Here is a 21,526-nt window from a genome sequence, read left to right as displayed (position 1 = left end):
ATGAAAAGAACGTTCCAACCCTCCAAGCGCCGCCGTGTTAACAAGCACGGTTTCCGCAGTCGCATGAGCACCAAGAACGGCCGCAAAGTACTGGCCCGCCGCCGTGCCAAAGGCCGTTACAAGCTGACGGTAAGCGACACCACGCACAAGAAGTAAGCTACCTTCCCCCGGGCAGGCTCCCTCCCGGAAGGTTGTTAGGTTCGCAAAGCCCTTTCCCCACTTGCGTTGGGAAAGGGCTTTTTGCGTTGGTTTTTGGCTGGCATTCGGGGGGGGGCGGGCGGGTGCCCTTGGGCGCTCCCAACTCAATTGCGGTCATCGAGTTCGTCTTCCTCCTGGCCGGGCGGCACGGGTTCCCGGAAGTCTTCCACGAAGCGGCACCAGGCGCAGTCGGCCTTCCCGCAACCCGTAAACTCCTGGGCCTGGATGCCCTCCCAAGCCCTCTGGAGAATGGTGCGCAGGGCATCGGTGTCTTGGCGCTGGATGCCGATGTCCAACTCCGGCTGCTCGCCGTGGGCATTGGGCAACAGGAAACTGATGGCCGCGTCTTTAACCCGGCGGTAGTTGCCCGGCCGCGCATCGTAGAGCAGTTTATAGAAAGTGAGCTGCCGCCAGTAGCTGCCACCGTGGGGGTTGGCGGGGGTGGGCGGACGCAATTTCGTCAGGGCCGCCTTACTTCCCGAAGCGCTGGCCTTGTAGTCGATCAGGCGTACGAAGGCATCCGAGCGAATGTCCACCCGGTCAATCGTCCCCACCAGCGGAATACCGTCCACTTCCACGTTGCGGATGGTGAGTTCCACTTCCACCTCGTGGGTCCAGCTCGCACGGTAAGCATCGTAGTACTGCCCCAGGTCCTTGCGGCCTTGCTCCAGGCGCCGCTGGAAGTTCCTGGCGGGAAAAAGACCGCGCCGCCGCGTCAGGGCGTCCTCGAAATTAAAGAGCAATTCCTCGCGACTGGGGAAAACCAGGCCCGAATCCTTACGCATCCGGTTGAAGTAGGTTTCCAGTGCTTCGTGGAGGGCCGATCCGTACAGGGTCTTTTCCCGTTCCCGGTCGGGCACCCGCAGGAGCTTTTCGTAGTAGAAGCGCGTCGGGCAGTCCAGGTAGGTATAGAGGGCACTGACGCTGAGGCGGAAGTCCTTGAGCAACTCCGCAATCGCGGCCTGCTCCAGCCCCGGCAGGCGGGTGAGGTCGCTGGGTTGCAACTGGGTTTCCGCGAGCGCTGCCAAATCCGCCGCACCAATATGCTGTTCTTCCAGGGTAAGGTCAGTACCCGCCAGCAATTCGTCGATGAACGCCACGCGCTGCTGTGCTTTATCGCGCTGGTCGAGCTCGGCTACGGACAACACCAACTCGCTCTTCGCCCGCGTCATGGCTACGAAGAAGAGCCGGCGGCGGGCTTCCAGTTCGCTCTCCTCGCCGCTGTAGGTAAGGGTATCGGGCAACTTGAATTGCCGGTTGCGGCCGCCCCCGCTGCTGCCCCACTGGTTTTCGGCGCAGTCCAGTAGCCACACTTTATCAAACTCCAGGCCTTTGGCGCTGTGGGCGGTGACGAGTAGTACGGCGTCGGCCTGGTCCAAATGGGCGAGAATGGGGAGTTCAATGCGGTTGTCGTCCATTTGCTGGAGGGTATCGAGCAAACCGTCGAGCCTCAGGCGCGGCCGCCGCGTAAGCTCCCCTAAAACGAAGTCGGTAAAGGTAGCGTAGTGCTGCACCCACTCGGCCCGTTTGGGGTGACGCAGAGCGGCGGCCAGGAGTCCGGAGCCATTCAAAACCATCTCCACCAACCCGGAAAGGGTGAGGCTGCCGATGTGGCCCAGCGTTTCTTCGAGCCAATCGGCCACCCTGCGCACGGCCGCGGGATGGCGCAAATCTGCTGGCCAGGCGCTGGGCATTTGCAGAAAATTGCGCCAGGAGGGTACCCCCGCCGCTCCTTCCCTCCAGGCCAGGCGGGCCAGATTGAGCCTGGCCAGATCGTGGGCTTCAGTCCCGAAGCAGCGGTAGTGGAGCAGGCGGTAAATCAGGTGTTCGCCGGTGCCCGGCCTTTCGTATTCGGCCTGGAGGTAGGTGAGCAGCTCGCGGAGTTGCCGGACGGGCTGCCCGTCGAGTACATTGGGGCGGCGTTTGCTGCGGTAAGGGATGCCCGCCCGTTCGAGGAGGTGCTGCAATCCTTTGGCTTGGCCGTGGCGGGCGTAGATCACGGCCATCTCTCCCCAGGGTACCCCCGCCGCCCGCCAGCCCCGCAGTTGCGCCAGAAGGCCCGCCAGTTCCTGGCGTTGGTTGGTAAACAGACGGATGGATACCGGCGCAGCCTCCGCTTCCCGGTCCGGACCCGCCGCCCGCAGGTGCTTATGAATGGTCAGCTCCGGCAACTCCCGTCCGATGCGCCGTGTGTTGGCCTGGATCAGGACCGAAGCAGCATCCAGGATACCCTGCCGGCTGCGGTAATTTTCCGTCAGCGTCACCAGCTTAAGGCCGGCGTAGCGGTGGGCAAAGTCCACCATCGAGCGCAGGCGTGCGCCCTGGAATTCGTAGATCGCCTGGTCGTCGTCGCCCACGATGAAGACGTTGGGCTGCTCCCAGTAATCGGCCAGCAGGCGAATGATTTCGTCTTGCGCACCGTTGGTATCCTGAAACTCATCAATGAGGAGGTACTGGTAACGCTCCTGATAGGAACGCAACAAAAAGGGATGTTCGTGGAAGGCGCGTAAGACCCAGCCGATCATGTCGCCGTAGTCGTAGCGCCGCTGCTGGCGGAGGGCATCCTGGTACGCGGGGAAGAGCTGGGCCCCGGCCCGCAGCCGTTCCATGCGCAGGGTTTCTTCGGCAATTTCCCCCGTGCGGGGCGCACCGGCCGCAAACTGCTGGTACTTGCGCTTGTAGTAAAAGCCTTCCTTAGTGGGCAGCTCCGCCAGGTAGCGGTCAATGGCCTGCTCCAGATGGTCGAGGTCCCAGTTTTCGGCTTTGATGGCCGCGAAGAGGTGCAGTAGGTGGGGCTCGTAAAAGTGCTCAGCGGTGTAGCCCTGCTTGAGCGGCGAGTTGGTCGGCAGGGCATCAAGGAGCTTGCGGACGATCCGGATCTGCTCCAGCTCCCCCAGCGGCTCCAGGCCGGGCCGACCGAAGTACTGCAGGTTTTGCTGAATGACGTTGCTGCAAAAACCGTGAAAGGTGAAGATCGCCACGCGGTGCGCCTCCGGCCCGATGAATTGCAGGAGGCGTTCCCGCATGGCCTTCACGCCAGCTTCGGTGAAGGTGAGGCAAAGGATGTTGTGCGCCCCCGTGTCGGTCTCCAGCAGGATGTTCCCGATCCGCGCGGCCAGCAGGTGGGTTTTGCCCGTTCCGGGGCCAGCCAGCACCAGCACGGGGCCCGCCAACTGCTCCACCGCACCGCGCTGGGCGGCGTTCAGGCGGGCCATCTCCGTGGCAAAAGTCCCTTCGTGACGCAGACGCTCGGTTCGCAAGCAAATTTGTTTTGGCAGTTGCCGCAAGGTAGGGCTTTCCCCGCTTCCCTTTTTATCCCGCGGGTGGGCTGCTGATTTGAGGAGGGCGCGGCCGCAGGTGCCGGGCCAGGGACGGGCAAGCAGGGGAGGTCAAAACAAAACGGCCAGCCACTTCCCGTTGGAGGAAATGGCTGGCCGTTGCTTAAGCGCCTAAAAGGAGCCAGCTTACTGCCGCACGAAACGGAAGTTTTCCGCACCCGCCGGGCTTTCCACCCGCAACAGGTAAGCGCCCGTGGCCAGGGTGCTGACGTCAATACCCCCCCCCAGGTTGTTCACGCGGGCGAGGATGCGGCCGTTGAAGTCCGTGATCGTAGCCGTAGCCTCCGCCGCTGCGCCGCTGACGAACAGACGATCCTGCACGGGATTAGGGTAAGCCTTGGCACTGAGGCCGGCCATATTTACCATTACGGGGCCGAAGACTTCCTGCGTACCCCCGAAGTCGGTCTGCCGCAGGCGGTAGTAGTTGCTGCCCGCCAGGGGCGCTTCGTCCATGAAGGCGTAGCTGATGCTGCTCGTGCTGTTGCCCGCACCGCTCACCCGACCCACTTCGCGGAAGTGGCGGCCATCCTGGCTGCGCTCCACGGCGAAGTATTCGTTGGCGGATTCATTGGCGGTCGTCCAGCTCACTTTTACGGACTTACCCATGTCTTCGGCAACTAAAGACTCGAGAGAGACTGGGAGGGTGCCGTTGGTGGGGTTTGCTGCTCCATAAGTTGTTACTCCGGGATCTGGAGCAAATTCAGCTTGAGTATATTCTGTTCCATCAACTGCAATAATTTGAAAGGGTCCACCATCAGGACCATATACGGCATAAGGTTCACCGGTGTTTCGGTCTCGAAAAATGAGGTAAGGCTCTTGAACATCCAAAGACATGAAGTCTACTCCACCTAACTGAGTGCCGTAGAGAGTTGGAACATCAGAAGAAATATCGGGAATTCCAATAGCGTCATAAACAGTCCCCAACACTGAGGGATCATCAATGACGCCGTCATTATCTACATCAAGATCCGTATCAACGACTGGAGCCTCTGAAGCAAGGATAAATGTAAAACTAGGGTTTTCAAGATCTGGAATTTCGACCACCAAAAGGCCATTTGCTGAAAATGTTCCAGAGACTGCTGCCAGTCGATCAATCGTTCCAATGTTTGGCAGATCGTTCTCCAATGCAAGCAGGACTCCGCTAAAGGTCGTCCCGGGGGTACCGATTAATTCCACGGACACCAACATGGGGTCAACCCCAAAAGGATTAGGCTCAAACTCATTAATCAACTGCCCAAAGGCCGCCGCACCGCCAAACAAGGAAAAACACAACACGAGTAAAATTGAACGCATAGGATAATTTTTTGGGGAGAACGCCACCACTGGCCAAAAGCGCTTGCGCCGCACCAACGGGGAACGGACGTACTCGGGGTAAAAGAAGTAAGTACGGGCGAAGAGAAGCCTGCCCTAAGCACAATGTAGCGCCTAAAGTGGGTAAATCACTCGCTCCGAGTGTAAAATTGACCAAAACTTAAAGTTGGTCGGGCATTTTGGGCTGGATCCGGAAGCTTAGGCCACTGCCCGCAGCCGGCTCGCAGCGCCAACCGCAATGATGCTCATCGCGATGGTGAAGTAACCCAGCCATTCGTAGTGCTGCAAACGTCCGTCGGGCCCTTCGGTGATGATGAAGCCCGCAATAACGCTGCTGCTGAACAAGGCCATTTCGTTGACCGACTGCCGGATGCTCATGAAGCTGCCCCGGTTTTGGGGATGGACCACGGAGGTGATCATGGTCGTGGCCGGGATGTTGCGCCCGCTGGCTACGACGAAAAAAGAGGACGTTGCCAGCAGACCAAGCACGACGGAGTTTGTATCCAGGTTGGTGAGAAAGTAAATGCTGAACAGGGCGAACACCGAGGCAATGGAGAACACCTCCATCCGCCCGTAGCGGTCGGCCAGCTTCCCGAAGAGGGGCATCAGGACGACGGTGAGAAGTCCGCCGACGAAGTAAATGAGGCTCACCGATTTATCGGTAAAGCCGATGTTGAGCTGCATGTACGGCGCGATGAAGGGAATGATCGTGAAGTGGCCCAGCATCAAGGTCAGGGTAAAGAGCAAAGCGGCCCGCTGGTTGGGGTCGGAAAAGATGCGCACGAAGGGATCGAAGGCCCGGCGCAGGGGGTGGCGGACGGCAAAAACCTGCTCGGTGGGGGTCAGGGCAGCGTCGTCAATCAGGCCTTCCCTTGCTCCGTGGTTTGTGCCTGGCACCTGCGACCGCGCCCCGCTGCTCGCCTCCAAATGTCCGCGCAGGGGCGGCACGAAGAAATAGGCCATGAGCAGAAAACAGGCTGCGATGAAGGCCGTAACCAGGAAGGGAGCGTGCCAGCCGTACACAGCCGCAATCCAGATGGCCGAAGGCACCCCAACGACGCTGGCCGCACTGAAGGCCGTCATCACCCAGCCCATGGCCGAAGCCCGGCGTTCGAGCGGGATGACGTCGCTGACGATGGCCAACACCAAAGCGCCCAGCGTGCCGCCAAACAAACCGGTGCAGGAACGGAAGAGCAGCAGCAGGGGATAAGAGGGGGCAAAAGCACAGGCCAGGGTGCCGAGCGTGAAGCCCACGAACATCACCAGCAGCGCCGAGCGGCGGTCAAAACGGTCAATCACCGCCGTACTGATCAGGTTGCCCGTAAGCGCTGCCCCGGCGTAGGCCGAAACCACCCACGAGAACTGCCCCGGCGAAATGTTGAAGATCTCCATGATCGTCTTGCCCAGGGGCATAACAATCATAAAATCGATGATGTGGGAGAACTGTACGGCAGCGAGGATGAAGAGAAGTCTTTTTTCGTTATTCATGGGGGCGTTGGAAAATCCCGAACAGCTCGTTGCCAGTACGTGGAGGAATAGAATTGTGCGCGGTTGTAAAGGTCTGGACCTCAAAATAGTTGCCGAGGTAGCCCAGATATTCCGCCTTGCTTCCGCCGAAGGGACGTTGCCCGGTGGGCACCAGGGGGAAGGTAAACCAAAGGCCGACCAGCTTGCCGCCGGGCACCAGCAACCCGGCCATCTGCCGGGCGTAGGCCTGGCGGTTTTCGGGCGTGGGCAAGAGGGAACAGAAGAAGGTTTGCTCCAGGATGAGGTCGTACTGGCCCTGGTGGGCGAAGAAATCGTCGTGGATCAATTGCCGGGCCGGAAAGTCGGGCACCCTGCGCTGCAAATCATCGAGCGGCGGGCGGGCCACGTCGAGCACAAAAACGTTGGTGAAGCCCGCCCGCCAGGCGTGTTCGGCTTCGTAGGCGTTGCCCGCGCCGGGGATGAGGATGCGCAGGCTTTTGTCCTCCAGCTGATCGAGGTAGGCTTTGATGGGGGTCGAGGGATAGCCGATGTCCCAGCCGGTGTTGCCACTGGCGTAGCGTTCGGTCCAGTATTTTTCCTGTTCGCTTTTAGTCATGGGAACCTATGCTTTGGCAGATTTCCACCAATACGCCGTTGGTGCTGCGGGGGTGGAGGAAGCAGACGAGTTTGTTATCGGCCCCGGGGCTGGGTTCGGATTGCAGCAGTTCAAAGCCGTCGGCGGCCAGGCGGGTCATTTCGGCGCGGATGTCGTCCACTTCAAAGGCGAGGTGGTGGAGGCCAGGACCACGTTTTTCGAGGAATTTATGGACGGCCCCGGCCGCCTGGAGAGGGGCCACAAATTCTATTTTGGCATTCTCGGCTTCGGCGGTAAAGAAGCTGGTGCTTACGTTTTGGTCACTGACGGTTTCCCGCTTGTAGGGAGCGCGGCCGAGCAGGCGCGCCAGCAGTTCGTCGGCCGCTTCCAGATCGGCAACGGCAATGCCAATATGATCAAGGCGCATGGGTGGGTTATTTTTTTGGGGGGGGGAAGTAGCAGTACGGAAAAAAAGCTCCCCGCGCCGTAATCGGGGGAAGCCTCTGTACCATAAAGCCACGAGATTGGCGATGGTTTTATGCCCCGCCCCGGGTTAGGTCAGGCCCTTGCTTTTTCCACCGCCGTAATTTAATGTGAGGTTGCCCCCCTACAATAATCATAACCGATTGGTCTTCAATAGCCTTTAGAATACAGTAGGGTAGTTTTGTAGTTCGGTAGTGGGGTATTGTCCATCAACGGACTACAAAACTACCGAACTAAAGAACCATTACGGTCTAAGCATCTGACAGCCACTGAATATCTACGTTTCACACCCCCAACCTGACGTTAATTTACTATTTTACCAGCCCTTAACTTTAGGCAGCGGATGACCGTTGGTGTTTATCCAGTCTTCTTCGTTTATTCCGTTGAAATACACCCTTATGCCCCGTAGTTACCCTGCAAAAGTTATTCTCTTCGGCGAGCACACCGTCTTGCGCGGGGGTGCGGGCCTGGCCGTGCCTTACGCACGCTTATCCCTGCGGTGGACGCAAAGCCAACCCGACGAGTCCCTCCTCCGTTTTTGCGACTACCTCAAGGTGGCCTTCCCACCCAGCTTGCTGGATACGGGCGCACTGGAAGACGCGTTGCTGGACGACTGGCGGCTCGTCGGCGATATTCCTACGGGCTACGGACTGGGCAGCAGCGGGGCAGTCTGCGCTGCCATCTGGGACCGCTTCGCCACCCCGCAGGGTAAGGCAGCCAGCGGCGAAGACCTGCGGGAGCACTTTGTTCGTATGGAGCAGCACTTCCACGGCAGCAGCTCCGGCGTTGACCCCCTCATCAGTTACCTTGATCGGCCAGTGATTCTGGGCGACGGGCAGCCGCCCCGGGCTACGGAATTGCCCAGCGGCTGGCAGGAAGGCTTTTTTCTGGTAGATACCGGGGTGCCCCGCAAGGCAGCGGCCTACATCGACGATTTTATCCGCCGCTACGACGGGGATGCTGGCTTCCGCCAAAAAGCAGAACAGGAGTGGCGTAGCCCCGCCGCCGCCTGCATCCGTGCATTACAGCGTGGTGATCGCACGGCACTGCTTCAGAACTTCCGTCTGTTGAGTGCCTTCCAGCTCCGCGAACTCCCTCACTTCATCCCCACGGGCTACCACGTAAAGTGGTTCAGCAACGATTACCTCCTCAAAATCTGTGGCGCGGGTGGTGGGGGCGTATTGCTGGGCTGGGGGCGGTCGCGGCCCGCCGTGGAAGCCGCGCTGGGGCCTGTTTGGTGGTTGTAAGGCCCCGCGAACGAACCGCACCAAAAAAGAATACGCGCACCAGCCGGGGCCGGTGCGCGTATTTTAATCCGTTTTCCTCCCGTGGGAGGGAAGTGCATTACTTCTTAGCGGTCAGCATGATTTCCAGGCCGATCTCATCGTTGATGATGTCGTCTTTGATGATGCCGGCGATGCCGCTGTTGTTGTAGTTCACGCCCCACTCGGTGCGGTTGATGGTGAACTTGGGCGTGGTCGCCTTGATCATATCGCCTTCCATAGAAATCATGGCGGGGATGGTGATGCTGCGGGTCTGGCCTTTCATCATCAGGTTGCCGGTGATCTCGTGGTTGCGGTCTTCGCCGGTGGCGGGCTGGATCTGGGTGATTTCGAAATCAGCCGTAGGGTAAGTGGCGACGTCGAAGAAATCGGGGCTCTGGAGGTGACCCACCAGTTTGGCCTGCTTTTCGGCTTCGGGGATGTCCGTGTTGGCGATGCGGCGCAGGTCGATGGTGAATTTACCACCTACGAGTTTGCCATCGGCAACCATCAGTTTGCCATCGGAAACGGGGGCGGTACCGACGTGGTTGTAGGCGATTTTAGCACCTTCCCAGTTAATGACACTGGCGGCGGTATCTACTGCGTAAACGGCAGAAGCCAGCAGTTCGGTGGTACCGGCAGCGGCGTCAGCGGCATCTTCGGAGGTGATTTCCTCACCAGCGGGGCCACCGCAAGCGGCGAAAAGAGCAGCAAAAACGAGGAGAAAGAAAAAGCGATTCATAATCTGCTAGGTTGTGGGAACGGGTATGTTGGTTGAGGCCGTTCCGATTTTCGCCGCAAAGATACGCCTTTTTCAGCTTTGTCAAGATGCAGCGCCCAAATAGGGAAAAATAATATTGCTTGTGGCTAATCCCACTGGGTGTGGAATACCCCCTTCTGGTCGATCCGCTCGTAGGTATGCGAACCGAAGTAATCCCGTTGGGCCTGGACCATATTCAGGGGCAGGCGCTCCGAGCGGAAGGCATCGAAGTACTGGAGGGCCGAAGACATGCACATGGTGGGGATACCCCGCTCATTGGCCAGGTGCAGCACTTCGGTGATGGCGTCGCGGCTGCGGTATAACTCATCCCGGAATTCGTCGGCAGAAATCATGTTCTTAAGCTCCGGATGCCCACCGAAGGCCTGACGGATTTTTTCGAGCAATGCCGCGCGGATGATGCAGCCGCCGCGCCAGATGCGGGCCACGCCTTCCAGATCGAGGTCGTACTTCAGTTCGGCGCTGGCTTCGGCCAGCAGGTGCATGCCCTGGGCGTAGCAAATGACGAAGGAGAAGTAGAGGCTTTCTTCCACCGCCGCCGCCAGGCCTTCGCCTTTGATGGCAGGAGCTTCGGGGTGGACCACGTCGAAGAGCGCAGACATATCCTGGCGGAATTCCTTAAACGCCGAGATGCCGCGCATCGTCACGGCCGAGTCGATGGTCGGCACGGGTACGCCGAGGTCCATTGCCGTCTGGCTGGTCCATTTGCCCGTGCCTTTTTGCTTGGCTTTGTCGAGGATGACGTCGAGCAGGTGGCCGTCCATTTTATCGTCGCGCATCTTGAGGATGCTGGCCGTAATCTCAATCAGGTAGCTGTTCAGGCGGCCCTGGTTCCACTGGCTGAAAAGGGCACTCATTTCATCGTTGTTCATCTTGCCAACGCGGCGGAGGATGTCGTAGGCTTCGGCGATGAGTTGCATCAGGCCGTATTCGATGCCGTTGTGGACCATCTTGACGTAGTGGCCGGAGCTGGACTCGCCGATGTAGGTCACACAGGGTTCCCCGTTGACTTTGGCGGCAACGGTTTCCAGGATGGGCTGGACGACCTCCCAGGCGGAGCGGTCTCCGCCGGGCATGATGCTGGGGCCGCGGCGGGCACCTTCCGCTCCGCCCGAAACGCCCGTGCCGAGAAAGCGGATATTTTTCGTCTTCAGGTATTCGTAGCGGCGGTTGGTATCGTCGAAGTGGCTGTTGCCGCCGTCGATGATGATGTCTCCATTGTCCAGCAACGGCAGCAGGCCTTCGATGACGGTATCGACGATTTTTCCGGCGGGGACAAGCAGCATAATCTTGCGCGGCTTGCTGAGCAATTCCACGAACTCTTTTTGGGTGTGGACGCCTTTGACGTTCATGCCTTCGCCTTCGGCGTTGAGGGCCCTGACGGATTCTTCGTTGATGTCGGTGCCCAAAGCGGCAAAGCCATCGTCGGCTACGTTCAGCAAAAAATTGCGTCCCATGACGCCAAGGCCGATCATGCCGAAGTCATAAAGTTGGTGGTTCATCCCGTGAATGTTTTTCTTTTCTATTAGCCAAAGGTACAACGGGCCACTTGGTTCAATGGACTTCCCCGGACGTTGCTGGCCGGAATTGGCTGGCCGACGCGGGCTTTTTTTACGCGTATTGTCCGATGCCTGCGATCCCCCCATTGCTCCATGTCCCTACTCCCCCCTTCGGGGGGCCGGGGGGGAAGCACCTGCGGCCGCGCCCTCATTACCCACTCACGGCAAATTCCATGAGGTAGGCGCAGACCAGGGCACCGTAGGTTCCCAGCGCATAACCAATCACGGCCATGATGGCCCCGACGGGTGCCAGCGCGGGACTGAAGGCACTGGCCACCACGGGTGCGGAAGCGGCCCCGCCGACGTTGGCCTGGCTGCCAACGGCCACGTAGAAAAACGGCGCTTTGATGAGCCAGGCGACGAAGAGCAAAATCACGACGTGGATGATCATCCAGATTACCCCGATGGCAAAAAGCCCGAGGTTGCTGAAGATGTCGCCGATGTTCATCTGCATGCCGATGGTAGCTACCAGAATGTAGATGCAGACCGAACCCCAGCGGCTGGCCCCCACGCCCTCCAGGCTCCGCGCGGGCGTAAAGCTGAAGAGGAAACCTACCGTGGTGGCAATAACCACGAGCCAGAAAAAGTCGCTCGTCAGCGTCGTCAGTCGCATCCGCTCCAGCGCCTCGGCGTACTGGGCGAAGAACGGGGCCAGCTGATCAGCACCCCAGTGCGCCAGGGCCACGCCACCGAAGGCTACGCCCAGCATCTGGAAGGTAGACACGGTAGTGGGGCTGCGCTTCACCTGGGCGGCGTAATTTTCTACTTTTTCGGTGAGGGCTTTGATGGCCGAGTTATCCGCCTTGAGCCAGCGGTCGATCCGCTCGCTGCGGCCAGCGCCGAAGAGCAGAAAGCCCATCCAGATGTTGGCCACCAGCACGTCGACGATGATCATCTGACCAAAAATCCCCGTAGGAACGTCAAAAATCTCCTTCATCGCCGCCTGGTTGGCCCCGCCGCCGATCCAGGAGCCCGCAATCGTGCTCAGGCCGCGCCAGAGTTGCTCGGGGTCCAGGCCAATCAGGTTGGGAAACAGGTTGGTGATGATGAGCAAAGCGATGGGCCCGCCCAGCACAATGCTGACCGTAGCGGCCAGAAACATCACCACCGCACGGTAACCCAGTTGGAAAATGCCCTTGAGGTCGATGTTGAGGCAAAGCAGGATCAAACTGGCGGGCAGGAGGTAGCGGCTGGCCATGAAGTACAGCTGGCTGTGGCCTTTGTAGGCGGCAAAATCTTTCGGATTGTAGCCCCCGGTTTCCAGCAACTTATTGATCTCGCCGTAGGAGGATCCGGGCGGGACGCTCAGGCCACTTTCCGCCAGCGCAGCATCCAGCCCGGGCGTGTACCAGTCGTAGGCGATCAGCCCCAGCGGCCAGTGCAGCAGCGCGGGCACAAAGTAGCACAGCAGCAACGCGGGCACGTAGGTATAAAAGCGCTTCCAGAAGGGGCGCTCACTGTGGGAGGTCGTAAAAATGAGGGCCAGCACGACCATCAGCAGGCCGAACACAATGGCATCGTTGGTAAATACGGGTTGCATGGGCGGAAGATAGGGCAACTTTCTATCCCACACCATTTTGCGGTACAATTCGGGCGCGGCCGCAGGTGCCCGGAAAGGACAAGGAGCAAGGGTCGTTCACCAAATGTTGTTAGTTTGATAAAATAAAAACATTTTGTTATCAGGCATTCCTTTTCTATCTTCGCACCCGGCCCGAACCCAAGGGAAAAAAGGATTTACCGCAGCAGATGAGCAACGACACCGCCAACAACCCCGGCCAGGCCGCCGGAGAAGAGAACGTAACGACCCTGAAAGGGATGTACGAGGATTACTTCCTCGATTACGCCTCCTACGTCATCCTCGAACGGGCCGTGCCCACCATCGAAGACGGCCTCAAACCCGTACAGCGCCGCATCCTGCACGCCCTCAATGAGATGCACGACGGCCGCTACCACAAGGTCGCCAACGTCATTGGCCAGACCATGCAGTACCACCCCCACGGCGATGCGGCCATTGGCGACGCGCTGGTCAACATGGGACAAAAAGACCTCCTGATCGACCCCCAGGGCAACTGGGGCAATACCCTGACGGGAGACTCCGCCGCCGCCAGCCGCTACATTGAAGCCCGCCTGACCAAGTTCGCCACCGAGGTCGTCTTCAACCCCCAAACCACCAACTGGCAGGTCAGCTACGACGGCCGCAAGCGCGAACCCATCAACCTGCCCGCCAAATTCCCCCTCCTCCTCGCCCAGGGCGCCGAGGGCATCGCCGTAGGCCTGAGCACCAAAATCCTGCCCCACAACTTCATCGAGATCTGCCGCGAAAGCATCAAGATCCTGGAGGGCAAAAAACCGAAGCTCTTCCCCGACTTCCCCACCGGCGGCACCATTGACGTGGGCGACTACCAATGGGGCAAACGCGGCGGCAAGGTCAAAATCCGCGCCACGATTGAAAAAATCGACAGTAAGTTCATCGCCATCCGCGAATTGCCTTACGGCATGACCACCACCAGCCTGATCGATACCATCCTCAAGGCCAACGACAAGGGTAAGATCAAGATCAAAAAGGTGCAGGACAACACCGCCGCCGAGGTCGAAATCCTCATCGAACTGGCCCCCGGCATCAGCCCCGACGTGACCATCGACGCGCTCTACGCCTTCACGGGCTGCGAACAGTCCGTCTCCCCCAACGCCTGCGTCATCATCAACGGGGATAAACCCCACTTCGTATCCGTGCTCGACATCCTCGAGCATACCACTCACCAGACCCGCGAACTGCTCAAGCTGGAGCTCCTCATCAAAAAGAAAGAACTGGAGGAAAAGCTCCACTTCGCCAGCCTCGAAAAAGTCTTCATCCAGCAACGCATCTACCGCGACATCGAAGAAGCCGAAGACTTCCCCGAAGTCATCGACCTCATCCGCGCCGGCCTGGAAAAGTATTTCCGCGAGCCCGACCAGAAAGCGACGAAGGGCGATAAGCGCATCCCCCTCCTGCGCAGCATCACCGAAGAAGACATCGTCCGCCTGACGGAGATCCGCATCAAACGCATCTCGAAGTACAACAGCTTTGCTGCCGACGAGCGCATCGCCGCCCTCGAAGCAGAACTCAAACAGGTAAAACACGACCTGGACCACCTCACCGAGTTCACCATCGCCTGGTACCAGCACCTGCTGGACAAGTACGGCAAGGGCCGGGAGCGCCGCACCAAAATCAGCAGCATCGAAAAGGTGGAAGTGGCCGCAGTAGCCGCCAACAACGCCAAACTCTACGTAGACCGGAAGGAGGGCTTCGTGGGGATGGGCCTCAAAAAAGAAGAATTCGTGGCCGATTGTTCGGACCTCGACGACGTCATCGTCATCCGCAAAGACGGAAAGCTGATGGTAACGCGGATTGCCGATAAGACCTTCGTTGGCAAAGACATCATCCACGTCGGCATCTGGAAAAAGGGCGACGAACGGACGACCTACAACATGATTTACCTCGACGGCAAAACCGGCCGCTCGATGGGCAAGCGCTTCAACGTCACGGCCATCACGCGCGACCGGGAATACGAGCTGGCCAGCCCGGAAAAGGGCTCCAAACTCCTCTACTTCAGTGCCAACCCCAACGGGGAGGCCGAAATCGTCAACGTCCTGCTCAGCCCGGCCAGCAAGGCACGGATGAAAGATTTTGACTTCGACTTTTCCGAATTGGGCATCAAGGGACGCAGCTCTACGGGCAACATCGTCACCCGCTACCCCGTCCGCAAAATCAGCCTCAAGGAAGCCGGCAAATCCACCCTCGGTGCCCTCAAGGTGTGGATGGACGAAGTGAGCGGCCGCCTCAACCAGGAAGAGCGCGGGGTATTCCTCGGCGGATTCGATACGGGAGACCTCCTGCTGGTCCTGCACAAAGACGGCAGCTACGAGCGGGAGGAACTCGACCTGGCCCGCCGCTACGAGCCCCAGAACATTTTCTTCATCGGCAAGTATGATCCCCAAATGGTGGTCAGTGCCGTCTACTTCGAAGGGGAGCGTGGCGCTACTCTGATCAAGCGTTTCGCCATCGAAACCAGCTCGGCCGGGCAGCGCTTCAGCTTCATTACCGACCATAAGCAGACCAAGTGCTACCTCGCTACCGTTCACCCCAAACCCGAGGTGGAACTGGCCTTCCGTGTGGGCAAAGAAACCCATACCCGGGTATTGGACCTGACGAAGTTCATCGACGTGAAGGGCTGGAAATCCCTCGGCAACAAGTTCTACGACGGTAAACTGACGGGGGCCAAGGAACTCAACGAGCGCTACGTCCCCGCCGGCAAAGACGCCAGCCCCGGAAAGGGCCAGCCCAAAACCGTAGAAAGTGGCAAGCTGAAACCCGGGGATACCATCGAGCTCGACTTTTGAGAGGTGTAAGCCCGCCGCCTTACCTTTGCACCATGCCGAGACAATCGACCCGCCACAAGTACAAAAGCCGCCGCGAGCGCAACGCCGAAGTCTCCAAGAAGGCCAAGACCATTCTGCTCTTCGCCCTCATCTTGTTTGTATTGCTCTTGCTGCGCAACTGGCGGGATCACTACGCGTATTTGAAGACGTTTTTCATGTAATTACGGGGCCCGGGGCATTGGCTGCAGCCTCTGGCGGGCAACTTTTGCCTGCTTACTAGCGTATTCTGAACAGCTTAATGGTAGCCACCTATGGGGCTAATGGGGCCAACAGTAAGCCCCGCAGCAACCACGTCTAGCTTGCGTGCAATGTTAATGGCATTTATGGATAGCACTTACCAATATCCTTCCATCGCCGCTAAAGTCTTAAAAAGACTACGGTCTAAAGTTGGGATGACCCAGCTAGCGGCTGCCACTGCGCTAGGGGTTAGCCGCAGCACCGTTTCCCGGATTGAGCGCGCTAGGAAAATTCTTTCCGAAGCCGAGCTTCCAAATTATTTGCAAGCACTACGAACTTCCCCCAAGGCTTTTTGGGACATGTTTTCCCCCTTGGTTTTGCTCCAGAAGTTGGCTGCACCAGACGACATTTCATCCAGGGCAGAAGAGGCGGTTGAGGGAGCCAAGCGGCTGGATGACCGGGGAGAAATTATTAAGTTCTTACAGCACTACTTCCAAGATAAACCCGTGAAGGAAGTGTACCTGTTCGGGTCCGTAGCCCGTAACAGTTTTGGCCAAGACAGCGACGTTGACCTCTATGTTGACTTTGTTGCGGATGCCCGAATTTCTCTTTTCGATCTCAGTAAAATGAAACTGGAGATCAGCGAGCGGACTGGACGCCCAACGGACCTGGTAATAAAGGGCTCCGAATACGCCTTTGTACGCAAGCAGATTGAACAAGAAAAAGTCAGCATCTATGGGTAAAAGACAAAAGCCCGAGATCCAGGAAAGACTGAGTCACATCCTAGCCGCAATTGACGACATCTTTGCTTTCACCAGCGACATGGATTTTGAAGACTTTGTTGAAGACCGAAAGACTCGCCTTGCCGTAGAGAAGTTGTTTGAGATCATTGGAGAGGCTACCTACCAACTCCCTGCGGACTTTAAGCTGGCGCACCGCGAAGTCGAATGGAAGCAAATGGAAACTACGCGGCATATTTTGGTCCACAACTACTACGCAGTAATACCTTCTATACTGTGGAACGCGAAAGAGGTTTACCTGACTGACCTCCACGAAAAGATACGGAAATTACTTACCCCCTGACCAGATAGGCTAACCGACGCAAGGACTGCTTCCCCACACTGCTAAGGATAGTCCGTTAACAATTTGAACCCCCTGCGAAAACTACTGTGGAATCACACCATTCCGTCAGCTTTTCGTGACCAACCAAGCGGCGGGCACAACTCATAGTCTGCCCTGGGGTTTATGTTACTCAGCGCGGGCATCCAATCTTTGCTCACTCCATTGCGCCCCCCAATTCCAACCAAGCTTCCATGAAAATTCGGTTTTTCTTCCTTCCCCTCCTGTGTCTCCTTTGCTTCGCCTGCGGAGACGGTGGCGTGGTTTCTGTCGATCAAGACGACCAACCCGATTTCTACCGCCGCCACCCACAAGACCCCAAGACGGGGCGCTTCCTCGTCGATTCCCTCGGCTACCCGGGCAACCAGCCGACGGACCCCGTCACCGGTGAAATTCGCCCGGAGCCCGTCCGCGACTGGACCTACGTCGACCAAGACAGCCTTCCCTTCGGCAGCGCCGACCTGCGGGGCAAAGTTTACGTGGCGGAATTCTTTTTCACCTCCTGCCCGACGATCTGCCCTAAGGTCAAGGGGCAGATGCTGCGCCTCGAAGAAGCTTTTGCCGATGAACCCGACTTCGCGCTCGTCTCCTTCACCGTTGACCCGAAACGGGATACCCCGACGCGGATGAAAACCTACGCCGAGAAGCTGGGCATCCGGGACCAAAGCCGCTGGCGCTTCATCTACGGCGATAAGTTCGAGATCTACGACCTTGACGAAGACTACCTCAGCATCGCCGAAGAAAACATCAATGCCCCGGGCGGCTTTGACCACAGTGGGTACATCGTATTGGTGGATCGCCAGGGCTTCGTCCGTTCTTACGCCAGTGGGCTGGATTCCGCGGAGGTAGACTACCTGATGAAGGACATCCAGCTGTTGCTGGATAAGGAGGGATAGGACTCCGGGTTGATCCAGACGCCAGACGCCGCTTGCGTCCGCCGGGCGGCACAACTTATCGCAGCGTTTGATCGTCTTAAGAGGAGCGGTCCGTCCGTTTTCCCGCCGGTGGCTCCCTGTCCTCCGGAACACGCCTCAATGCTAATGACCATGCGCAGCCAGACCTCCCTTGCTCTTCTCATCTTTCTTTGCACCTGCGTCAGCGCCCTCCTCATCACGCCCGCCAACCTGCCCGCCCAGGTGCTGACCGTCAGCGACGAACTGATTATGCGCACCGATACGCGCTATGACCTGATCGGGCAACTCGGGGGGCAGGCGCTGCTGCTGCAAGACCGCGATACGAAGCACCTGCTGACGGCCTACGACCGCAACATGCGGCAGGTCTGGGAAAAAGAAATGGAGCTGCGCGGCAAGAATATCCGCATCCTGGAATCCGTAGCCCGCCAGGATGGTACGGCTTTTTACCTGCTGTACCTCTTCCGCGACCGGGGCCGCAACTTCCTCCAACTCGACCGCTTCAACCCCGCTGGCAACCTTCAGGACAGCACCACGCTGGTAGATTTCGGCGTCTTCCTCACCACGCCGGAAGACGACATCATCCGCTCCGAAGACGATACAAAATTGCTGCTGCTCGTGACCGAACAACAAACGAAAGTCCGCTGCATTGGCATTGATCTGACGGCGATGAAAACGCTCTACGACCGGGAGCTGACGCCCGACCGCTTTTTCTTCGGGGAAGACTTCGTCCAGGCGGAACTGACCAACGAAGGGGAGATGTATTTCATCTTTCAGCGGGACAACTTCCGCAGCAAACGCAAAGAGCACAAGTACGAAGTGCACCGCCTCACGGCCGCCGAGGACGCCAACAGTTTTGAGCTCAACATGGGCGACAGCCTGACTTACGACATCATCTTCCGCTACGACAACCTCAACCGCCAACTCGTGGCCGCCGGGCTGTATACCACTAAGGATTTTTCCCGGGCCGATGGTTACTTCTGGATCAGGTACGTGCCGGCCGGCAACGCCACCGCGCGGCCCGTTTTCACGCCTTTCCCCGTCAACCTCGTCAAAAACATCGAGGGGAATAAATTCAACAAAAAACAGCCCAACATCGACGAGCTGTCCGTGAGCAACCTCGTCTTGCGCCAGGACGGCGGTGGCCTGATCATCACCGAAAAGAACCGCCAGCTGGAACGGCGCAGCAACGCCAGCCGCACCCAGATCGTGAATAATTTCGGCGAACGCCCGCTGGTGGATTATCACTACGACGAAATGATCGTCTTCAGCGTCCACCCCGACGGAGCGCCCCACTGGAGCAATATCCTCCACAAAAAGCAGTACAGCCAAGACGACGGCGGGGTGTACTCCAGCTACCTGCTGATGGAGAACCCCAGTGCGCTGCGCTTCCTGTTCAACGACGAAATCCGCTTCGAAAACACGGTGAGCGAGTACATCGTCAATGGCCGCGGCGAATTTGACCGCAACAGCCTGTTCAATACCCGCGACCTCAACCTGCGCCTGCGCTTTCGCGATGGCATACAGGTGGCCGCCAACGAGGTCATCCTCCCCAGCGAGCACCGCAACCGCCTGCGGCTGGTCAAAATGACTTACGAGGTGAAATAAACGCCTGCCTGCTGGCTGAAGAGTAGCCTAAAGCGGGAAGGCAGGCCTTGAGCGACCTGCCCCAAATGCAGTAGGCGAACCCTGGGGCTCGCCTACTGAAAAGGGTTTATTCCATTTCGTCAAGACCTCTACCCGCGCCCGAAGGCGAGAAAGAGGAATTGCAAATGCCTAAAGATTGGGCTGCGGGGTGGTGCGCAGGTAAGGCTTAATGACCTTGTGGCCTTTCGGGAAGCGCGCGGGGATGTCTGCAGTGGCGATGCTGGGAGAGACGACCACATCTTCGCCTTCTTTCCAGTCTACGGGCGTGGCTACGGAGTAATTGTCCGTCAGCTGCAAGCTATCGAGTACGCGGAGGATCTCTTGGAAGTTGCGGCCGGTAGAGGGCGGGTAAGTGAGGGTGAGGCGAATTTTTCGCTTCGGGTCGATGATGAACACCGAACGCACGGTAAACTTGTCATCGGCCGCCGGGTGAATCATGTCGTAGGCCACGGCAACTTTCTTTTCTGGGTCGGCAATGATGGGAAAATTCATCTCCACGTGTTGCGTTTCCTCGATGTCTTTTACCCAGCCGAGGTGGCTTTCCAGCCCGTCTACGCTCAGGGCGATGACCTTAGCATTGCGGCGCTCAAACTCCTCTTTGAGGGCGGCGGTGCGGCCCAGCTCGGTGGTACAAACGGGGGTATAATCGCTGGGGTGGCTGTAGAGCACTACCCAGCTGTCGCCGGCCCAGTCGTAAAAATTGATGTCGCCCATCGTGGTTTGGGTGTCGAAATTGGGGGCGGTGTCGCCGAGTCGAAGTGACATAATAAAAATGTTTTTGTTGATGCCACGAGAACACCCCGACGGAGCGTTGGGTTGTGCGGGCGCGGGCGCAGGTGCTCCCCCCCGACCCCCCGAAGGGGGGAGAATGTTGGCCCCCCAACCCCCAAAGGGGGAGGAGCGGGGGGAAGTCTGGCCCCACGCTGAATCCCTCCCGGCGGCGTACCTTGCCCTTCCGCCAACGGTCTTTATGCTCTACCTCCACATCCCCTTTTGTAAGCAGGCCTGTAGCTACTGTAATTTCCACTTCAGCACCAGCATGAAGACGCGGCCGGCCGTGCTGGAGGGCATCCGGCGGGAGTTGCGGCTGTTGCGCGCTTTCCTGCCTGCGGAGCCCGTCCCTTCGGTTTACTTCGGCGGGGGGACGCCATCCCTGCTCACCGGCGAGGAATTGGACAGCATTTTTACCGTCTTATACGAAGCGGGGTACCTCAGTGCCGGCGCTCCGGCGGAAATCACCCTGGAAGCTAACCCGGACGACCTGACGGACGCGGCCATTGCCCGCCTGGCCGCCTCCCCGGTCAACCGTCTCAGCATCGGGATCCAGTCGTTCTTCGAAGCCGACCTGCGCTTCATGAACCGCGCCCACTCCGCCGCCGAAGCCCAGGTGGTAGTGGATAAAGTAGCGGCGGCGGGTTTTACGGACCTCAGCATTGACCTGATTTACGGCGGGCAAACGACGAGTGATGCGATGTGGGAGGAGAACCTCCGCCGGGCAACGGCCTCGGGCGTAAACCACCTCTCTGCCTACGCCCTGACGGTTGAGCCCAAAACGGCGCTCGGCCGCCAGGTGGCCACCGGGCAGGTGGGGGATACCGACGAAGAAAAGTTCGCCCGCCACTTCCATCTGCTGGTAGATCATCTTGCGGCGGCAGGCTACGCGCACTATGAACTGTCTAATTTTTGCCGGCCCGGCCACGTTTCCCGCCACAATTCAGGGTATTGGTCGGGACGGGCTTACCTGGGCGTGGGTCCCGGTGCCCACAGCTTCGATGGGCAGCGCCGCCGCCGCTGGAACGTGAGCAACAACGCCCGCTACGCAAAAGTATGGGCGGAGATCAACGACCCGGCCGACTTCACCGCCGCCACCGGCCTCCTGTACGAGGAAGAGCAACTATCGCTGGCCGACCGCTACAACGAATACATCATGACGGGACTGCGGCGCAGCGAAGGGGTGGATACCGACCGCTTGGCGGAGCAGTTTGGCCCGGAACTGGCGGGGCACTTCGTCCGTAGCCAGGCCCAGAACTTAGCGGCGGGTTATTTCCAGGCGGAGGCAGGCCCCTCCTATCGCCTGACCCGCGCTGGCCTGATGCGCGCGGATGGCATTGCCGCCGATGGCTTTTGGGTAGCGGATGATCCGGAGAGGGCGTAAACCGGGAGTCCTTTTGGTAATGCCCTTGCTCCTTGTCCTGCCCTTGCACCTGCGACCGCGCCCCGCTGACACCCCGGCCCTTTTAGGCCCTCACTCCCCCGGCGTGG

General features: G+C 58.9%; 18 protein-coding genes. 9 read left to right on the top strand and 9 right to left on the bottom strand.

Annotated elements, in window-relative coordinates; genetic code table 11:
- Positions 1 to 156: a 50S ribosomal protein L34 gene (gene rpmH / locus H9S92_RS19205; protein ID WP_187468319.1), complete on the top strand. Its 156-nt coding sequence runs from the start codon at positions 1 to 3 to the stop codon at positions 154 to 156.
- Positions 157 to 302: 146 nt separating this feature from the next.
- Here the strand turns inward: rpmH and H9S92_RS19200 are convergent, their stop codons facing one another.
- The 5 genes from H9S92_RS19200 to mce all read right to left on the bottom strand — a co-directional run bounded on the left by H9S92_RS19200 (position 303) and on the right by mce (position 7,336).
- Complete coding sequence (locus H9S92_RS19200; RefSeq protein WP_187468318.1) at positions 303 to 3,458, bottom strand: ATP-dependent helicase; 3,156 nt, start codon at positions 3,456 to 3,458, stop codon at positions 303 to 305.
- A gap of 204 nt (positions 3,459 to 3,662) precedes the next feature.
- The gene (locus tag H9S92_RS19195) at positions 3,663 to 4,142 is read right to left on the bottom strand and encodes a T9SS type A sorting domain-containing protein (RefSeq protein ID WP_187468317.1); all 480 of its coding nucleotides are present in this window, start codon (positions 4,140 to 4,142) and stop codon (positions 3,663 to 3,665) included.
- A 903-nt stretch (positions 4,143 to 5,045) separates the two neighbouring features.
- Positions 5,046 to 6,335, bottom strand: a complete 1,290-nt coding sequence (locus H9S92_RS19190; RefSeq protein ID WP_187468316.1) for an MFS transporter — start codon at positions 6,333 to 6,335, stop codon at positions 5,046 to 5,048.
- Positions 6,328 to 6,930: a class I SAM-dependent methyltransferase gene (locus tag H9S92_RS19185; RefSeq protein ID WP_187468315.1), complete on the bottom strand. Its 603-nt coding sequence runs from the start codon at positions 6,928 to 6,930 to the stop codon at positions 6,328 to 6,330. Before H9S92_RS19185 ends, H9S92_RS19190 begins: the two co-directional genes overlap by 8 nt.
- Complete coding sequence (gene mce, locus H9S92_RS19180; protein ID WP_187468314.1) at positions 6,923 to 7,336, bottom strand: methylmalonyl-CoA epimerase; 414 nt, start codon at positions 7,334 to 7,336, stop codon at positions 6,923 to 6,925. Before mce ends, H9S92_RS19185 begins: the two co-directional genes overlap by 8 nt.
- 454 nt (positions 7,337 to 7,790) lie before the next feature.
- Here mce and H9S92_RS19175 point away from each other — a divergent pair, with 454 nt between their 5' ends.
- Positions 7,791 to 8,639 carry a mevalonate kinase family protein gene (locus H9S92_RS19175; protein WP_187468313.1) on the top strand — a complete coding sequence of 283 codons (849 nt, stop codon included), beginning with the start codon at positions 7,791 to 7,793 and terminating at the stop codon, positions 8,637 to 8,639.
- Positions 8,640 to 8,736: 97 nt separating this feature from the next.
- Here the strand turns inward: H9S92_RS19175 and H9S92_RS19170 are convergent, their stop codons facing one another.
- The 3 genes from H9S92_RS19170 to H9S92_RS19160 all read right to left on the bottom strand — a co-directional run bounded on the left by H9S92_RS19170 (position 8,737) and on the right by H9S92_RS19160 (position 12,531).
- On the bottom strand, positions 8,737 to 9,396 hold the full coding sequence (locus H9S92_RS19170) for a YceI family protein (protein WP_187468312.1): 660 nt from the start codon (positions 9,394 to 9,396) through the stop codon (positions 8,737 to 8,739).
- Between the two features lie 125 nt (positions 9,397 to 9,521).
- Positions 9,522 to 10,934: an NADP-dependent phosphogluconate dehydrogenase gene (gene gndA, locus H9S92_RS19165; protein WP_187468311.1), complete on the bottom strand. Its 1,413-nt coding sequence runs from the start codon at positions 10,932 to 10,934 to the stop codon at positions 9,522 to 9,524.
- Positions 10,935 to 11,142: 208 nt separating this feature from the next.
- A complete protein-coding gene (locus H9S92_RS19160) occupies positions 11,143 to 12,531 on the bottom strand; it encodes a DUF819 family protein (protein ID WP_187468310.1) in 1,389 nt (462 codons plus the stop codon).
- A 206-nt stretch (positions 12,532 to 12,737) separates the two neighbouring features.
- Between H9S92_RS19160 and H9S92_RS19155 the strand changes: the two genes are divergently transcribed.
- The 6 genes from H9S92_RS19155 to H9S92_RS19130 all read left to right on the top strand — a co-directional run bounded on the left by H9S92_RS19155 (position 12,738) and on the right by H9S92_RS19130 (position 19,225).
- On the top strand, positions 12,738 to 15,371 hold the full coding sequence (locus H9S92_RS19155; RefSeq protein WP_187468309.1) for a DNA gyrase/topoisomerase IV subunit A: 2,634 nt from the start codon (positions 12,738 to 12,740) through the stop codon (positions 15,369 to 15,371).
- 32 nt (positions 15,372 to 15,403) lie between these two features.
- Positions 15,404 to 15,571 (top strand): hypothetical protein, encoded by a 168-nt coding sequence (locus H9S92_RS19150; RefSeq protein WP_187468308.1) that lies wholly within the window; start codon positions 15,404 to 15,406, stop codon positions 15,569 to 15,571.
- 147 nt (positions 15,572 to 15,718) lie between these two features.
- On the top strand, positions 15,719 to 16,330 hold the full coding sequence (locus tag H9S92_RS19145) for a nucleotidyltransferase domain-containing protein (RefSeq protein WP_246464003.1): 612 nt from the start codon (positions 15,719 to 15,721) through the stop codon (positions 16,328 to 16,330).
- The gene (locus H9S92_RS19140) at positions 16,323 to 16,670 is read left to right on the top strand and encodes a HepT-like ribonuclease domain-containing protein (protein ID WP_187468306.1); all 348 of its coding nucleotides are present in this window, start codon (positions 16,323 to 16,325) and stop codon (positions 16,668 to 16,670) included. Before H9S92_RS19145 ends, H9S92_RS19140 begins: the two co-directional genes overlap by 8 nt.
- Before the next feature lie 230 nt (positions 16,671 to 16,900).
- A complete protein-coding gene (locus H9S92_RS19135; protein ID WP_187468305.1) occupies positions 16,901 to 17,602 on the top strand; it encodes an SCO family protein in 702 nt (233 codons plus the stop codon).
- Between the two features lie 150 nt (positions 17,603 to 17,752).
- The gene (locus tag H9S92_RS19130; protein ID WP_187468304.1) at positions 17,753 to 19,225 is read left to right on the top strand and encodes a hypothetical protein; all 1,473 of its coding nucleotides are present in this window, start codon (positions 17,753 to 17,755) and stop codon (positions 19,223 to 19,225) included.
- 168 nt (positions 19,226 to 19,393) lie between these two features.
- Here H9S92_RS19130 and H9S92_RS19125 read toward each other — a convergent pair whose 3' ends face one another.
- The gene (locus H9S92_RS19125; RefSeq protein WP_187468303.1) at positions 19,394 to 20,029 is read right to left on the bottom strand and encodes a peroxiredoxin; all 636 of its coding nucleotides are present in this window, start codon (positions 20,027 to 20,029) and stop codon (positions 19,394 to 19,396) included.
- A 19-nt stretch (positions 20,030 to 20,048) separates the two neighbouring features.
- On the opposite strand from H9S92_RS19125, the gene hemW reads away from it, so the two are divergent.
- Positions 20,049 to 21,419, top strand: a complete 1,371-nt coding sequence (gene hemW / locus H9S92_RS19120; RefSeq protein ID WP_246463994.1) for a radical SAM family heme chaperone HemW — start codon at positions 20,049 to 20,051, stop codon at positions 21,417 to 21,419.
- Positions 21,420 to 21,526 lie beyond the last annotated feature (107 nt).

The sequence above is a fragment of the Neolewinella lacunae genome (assembly GCF_014349155.1).
Taxonomy (GTDB): Bacteria; Bacteroidota; Bacteroidia; order Chitinophagales; family Saprospiraceae; genus Neolewinella; species Neolewinella lacunae.
The sequence above is the reverse complement of the archived record's forward strand: the minus strand, read 5'-3'. Positions and strand labels throughout refer to the sequence as shown.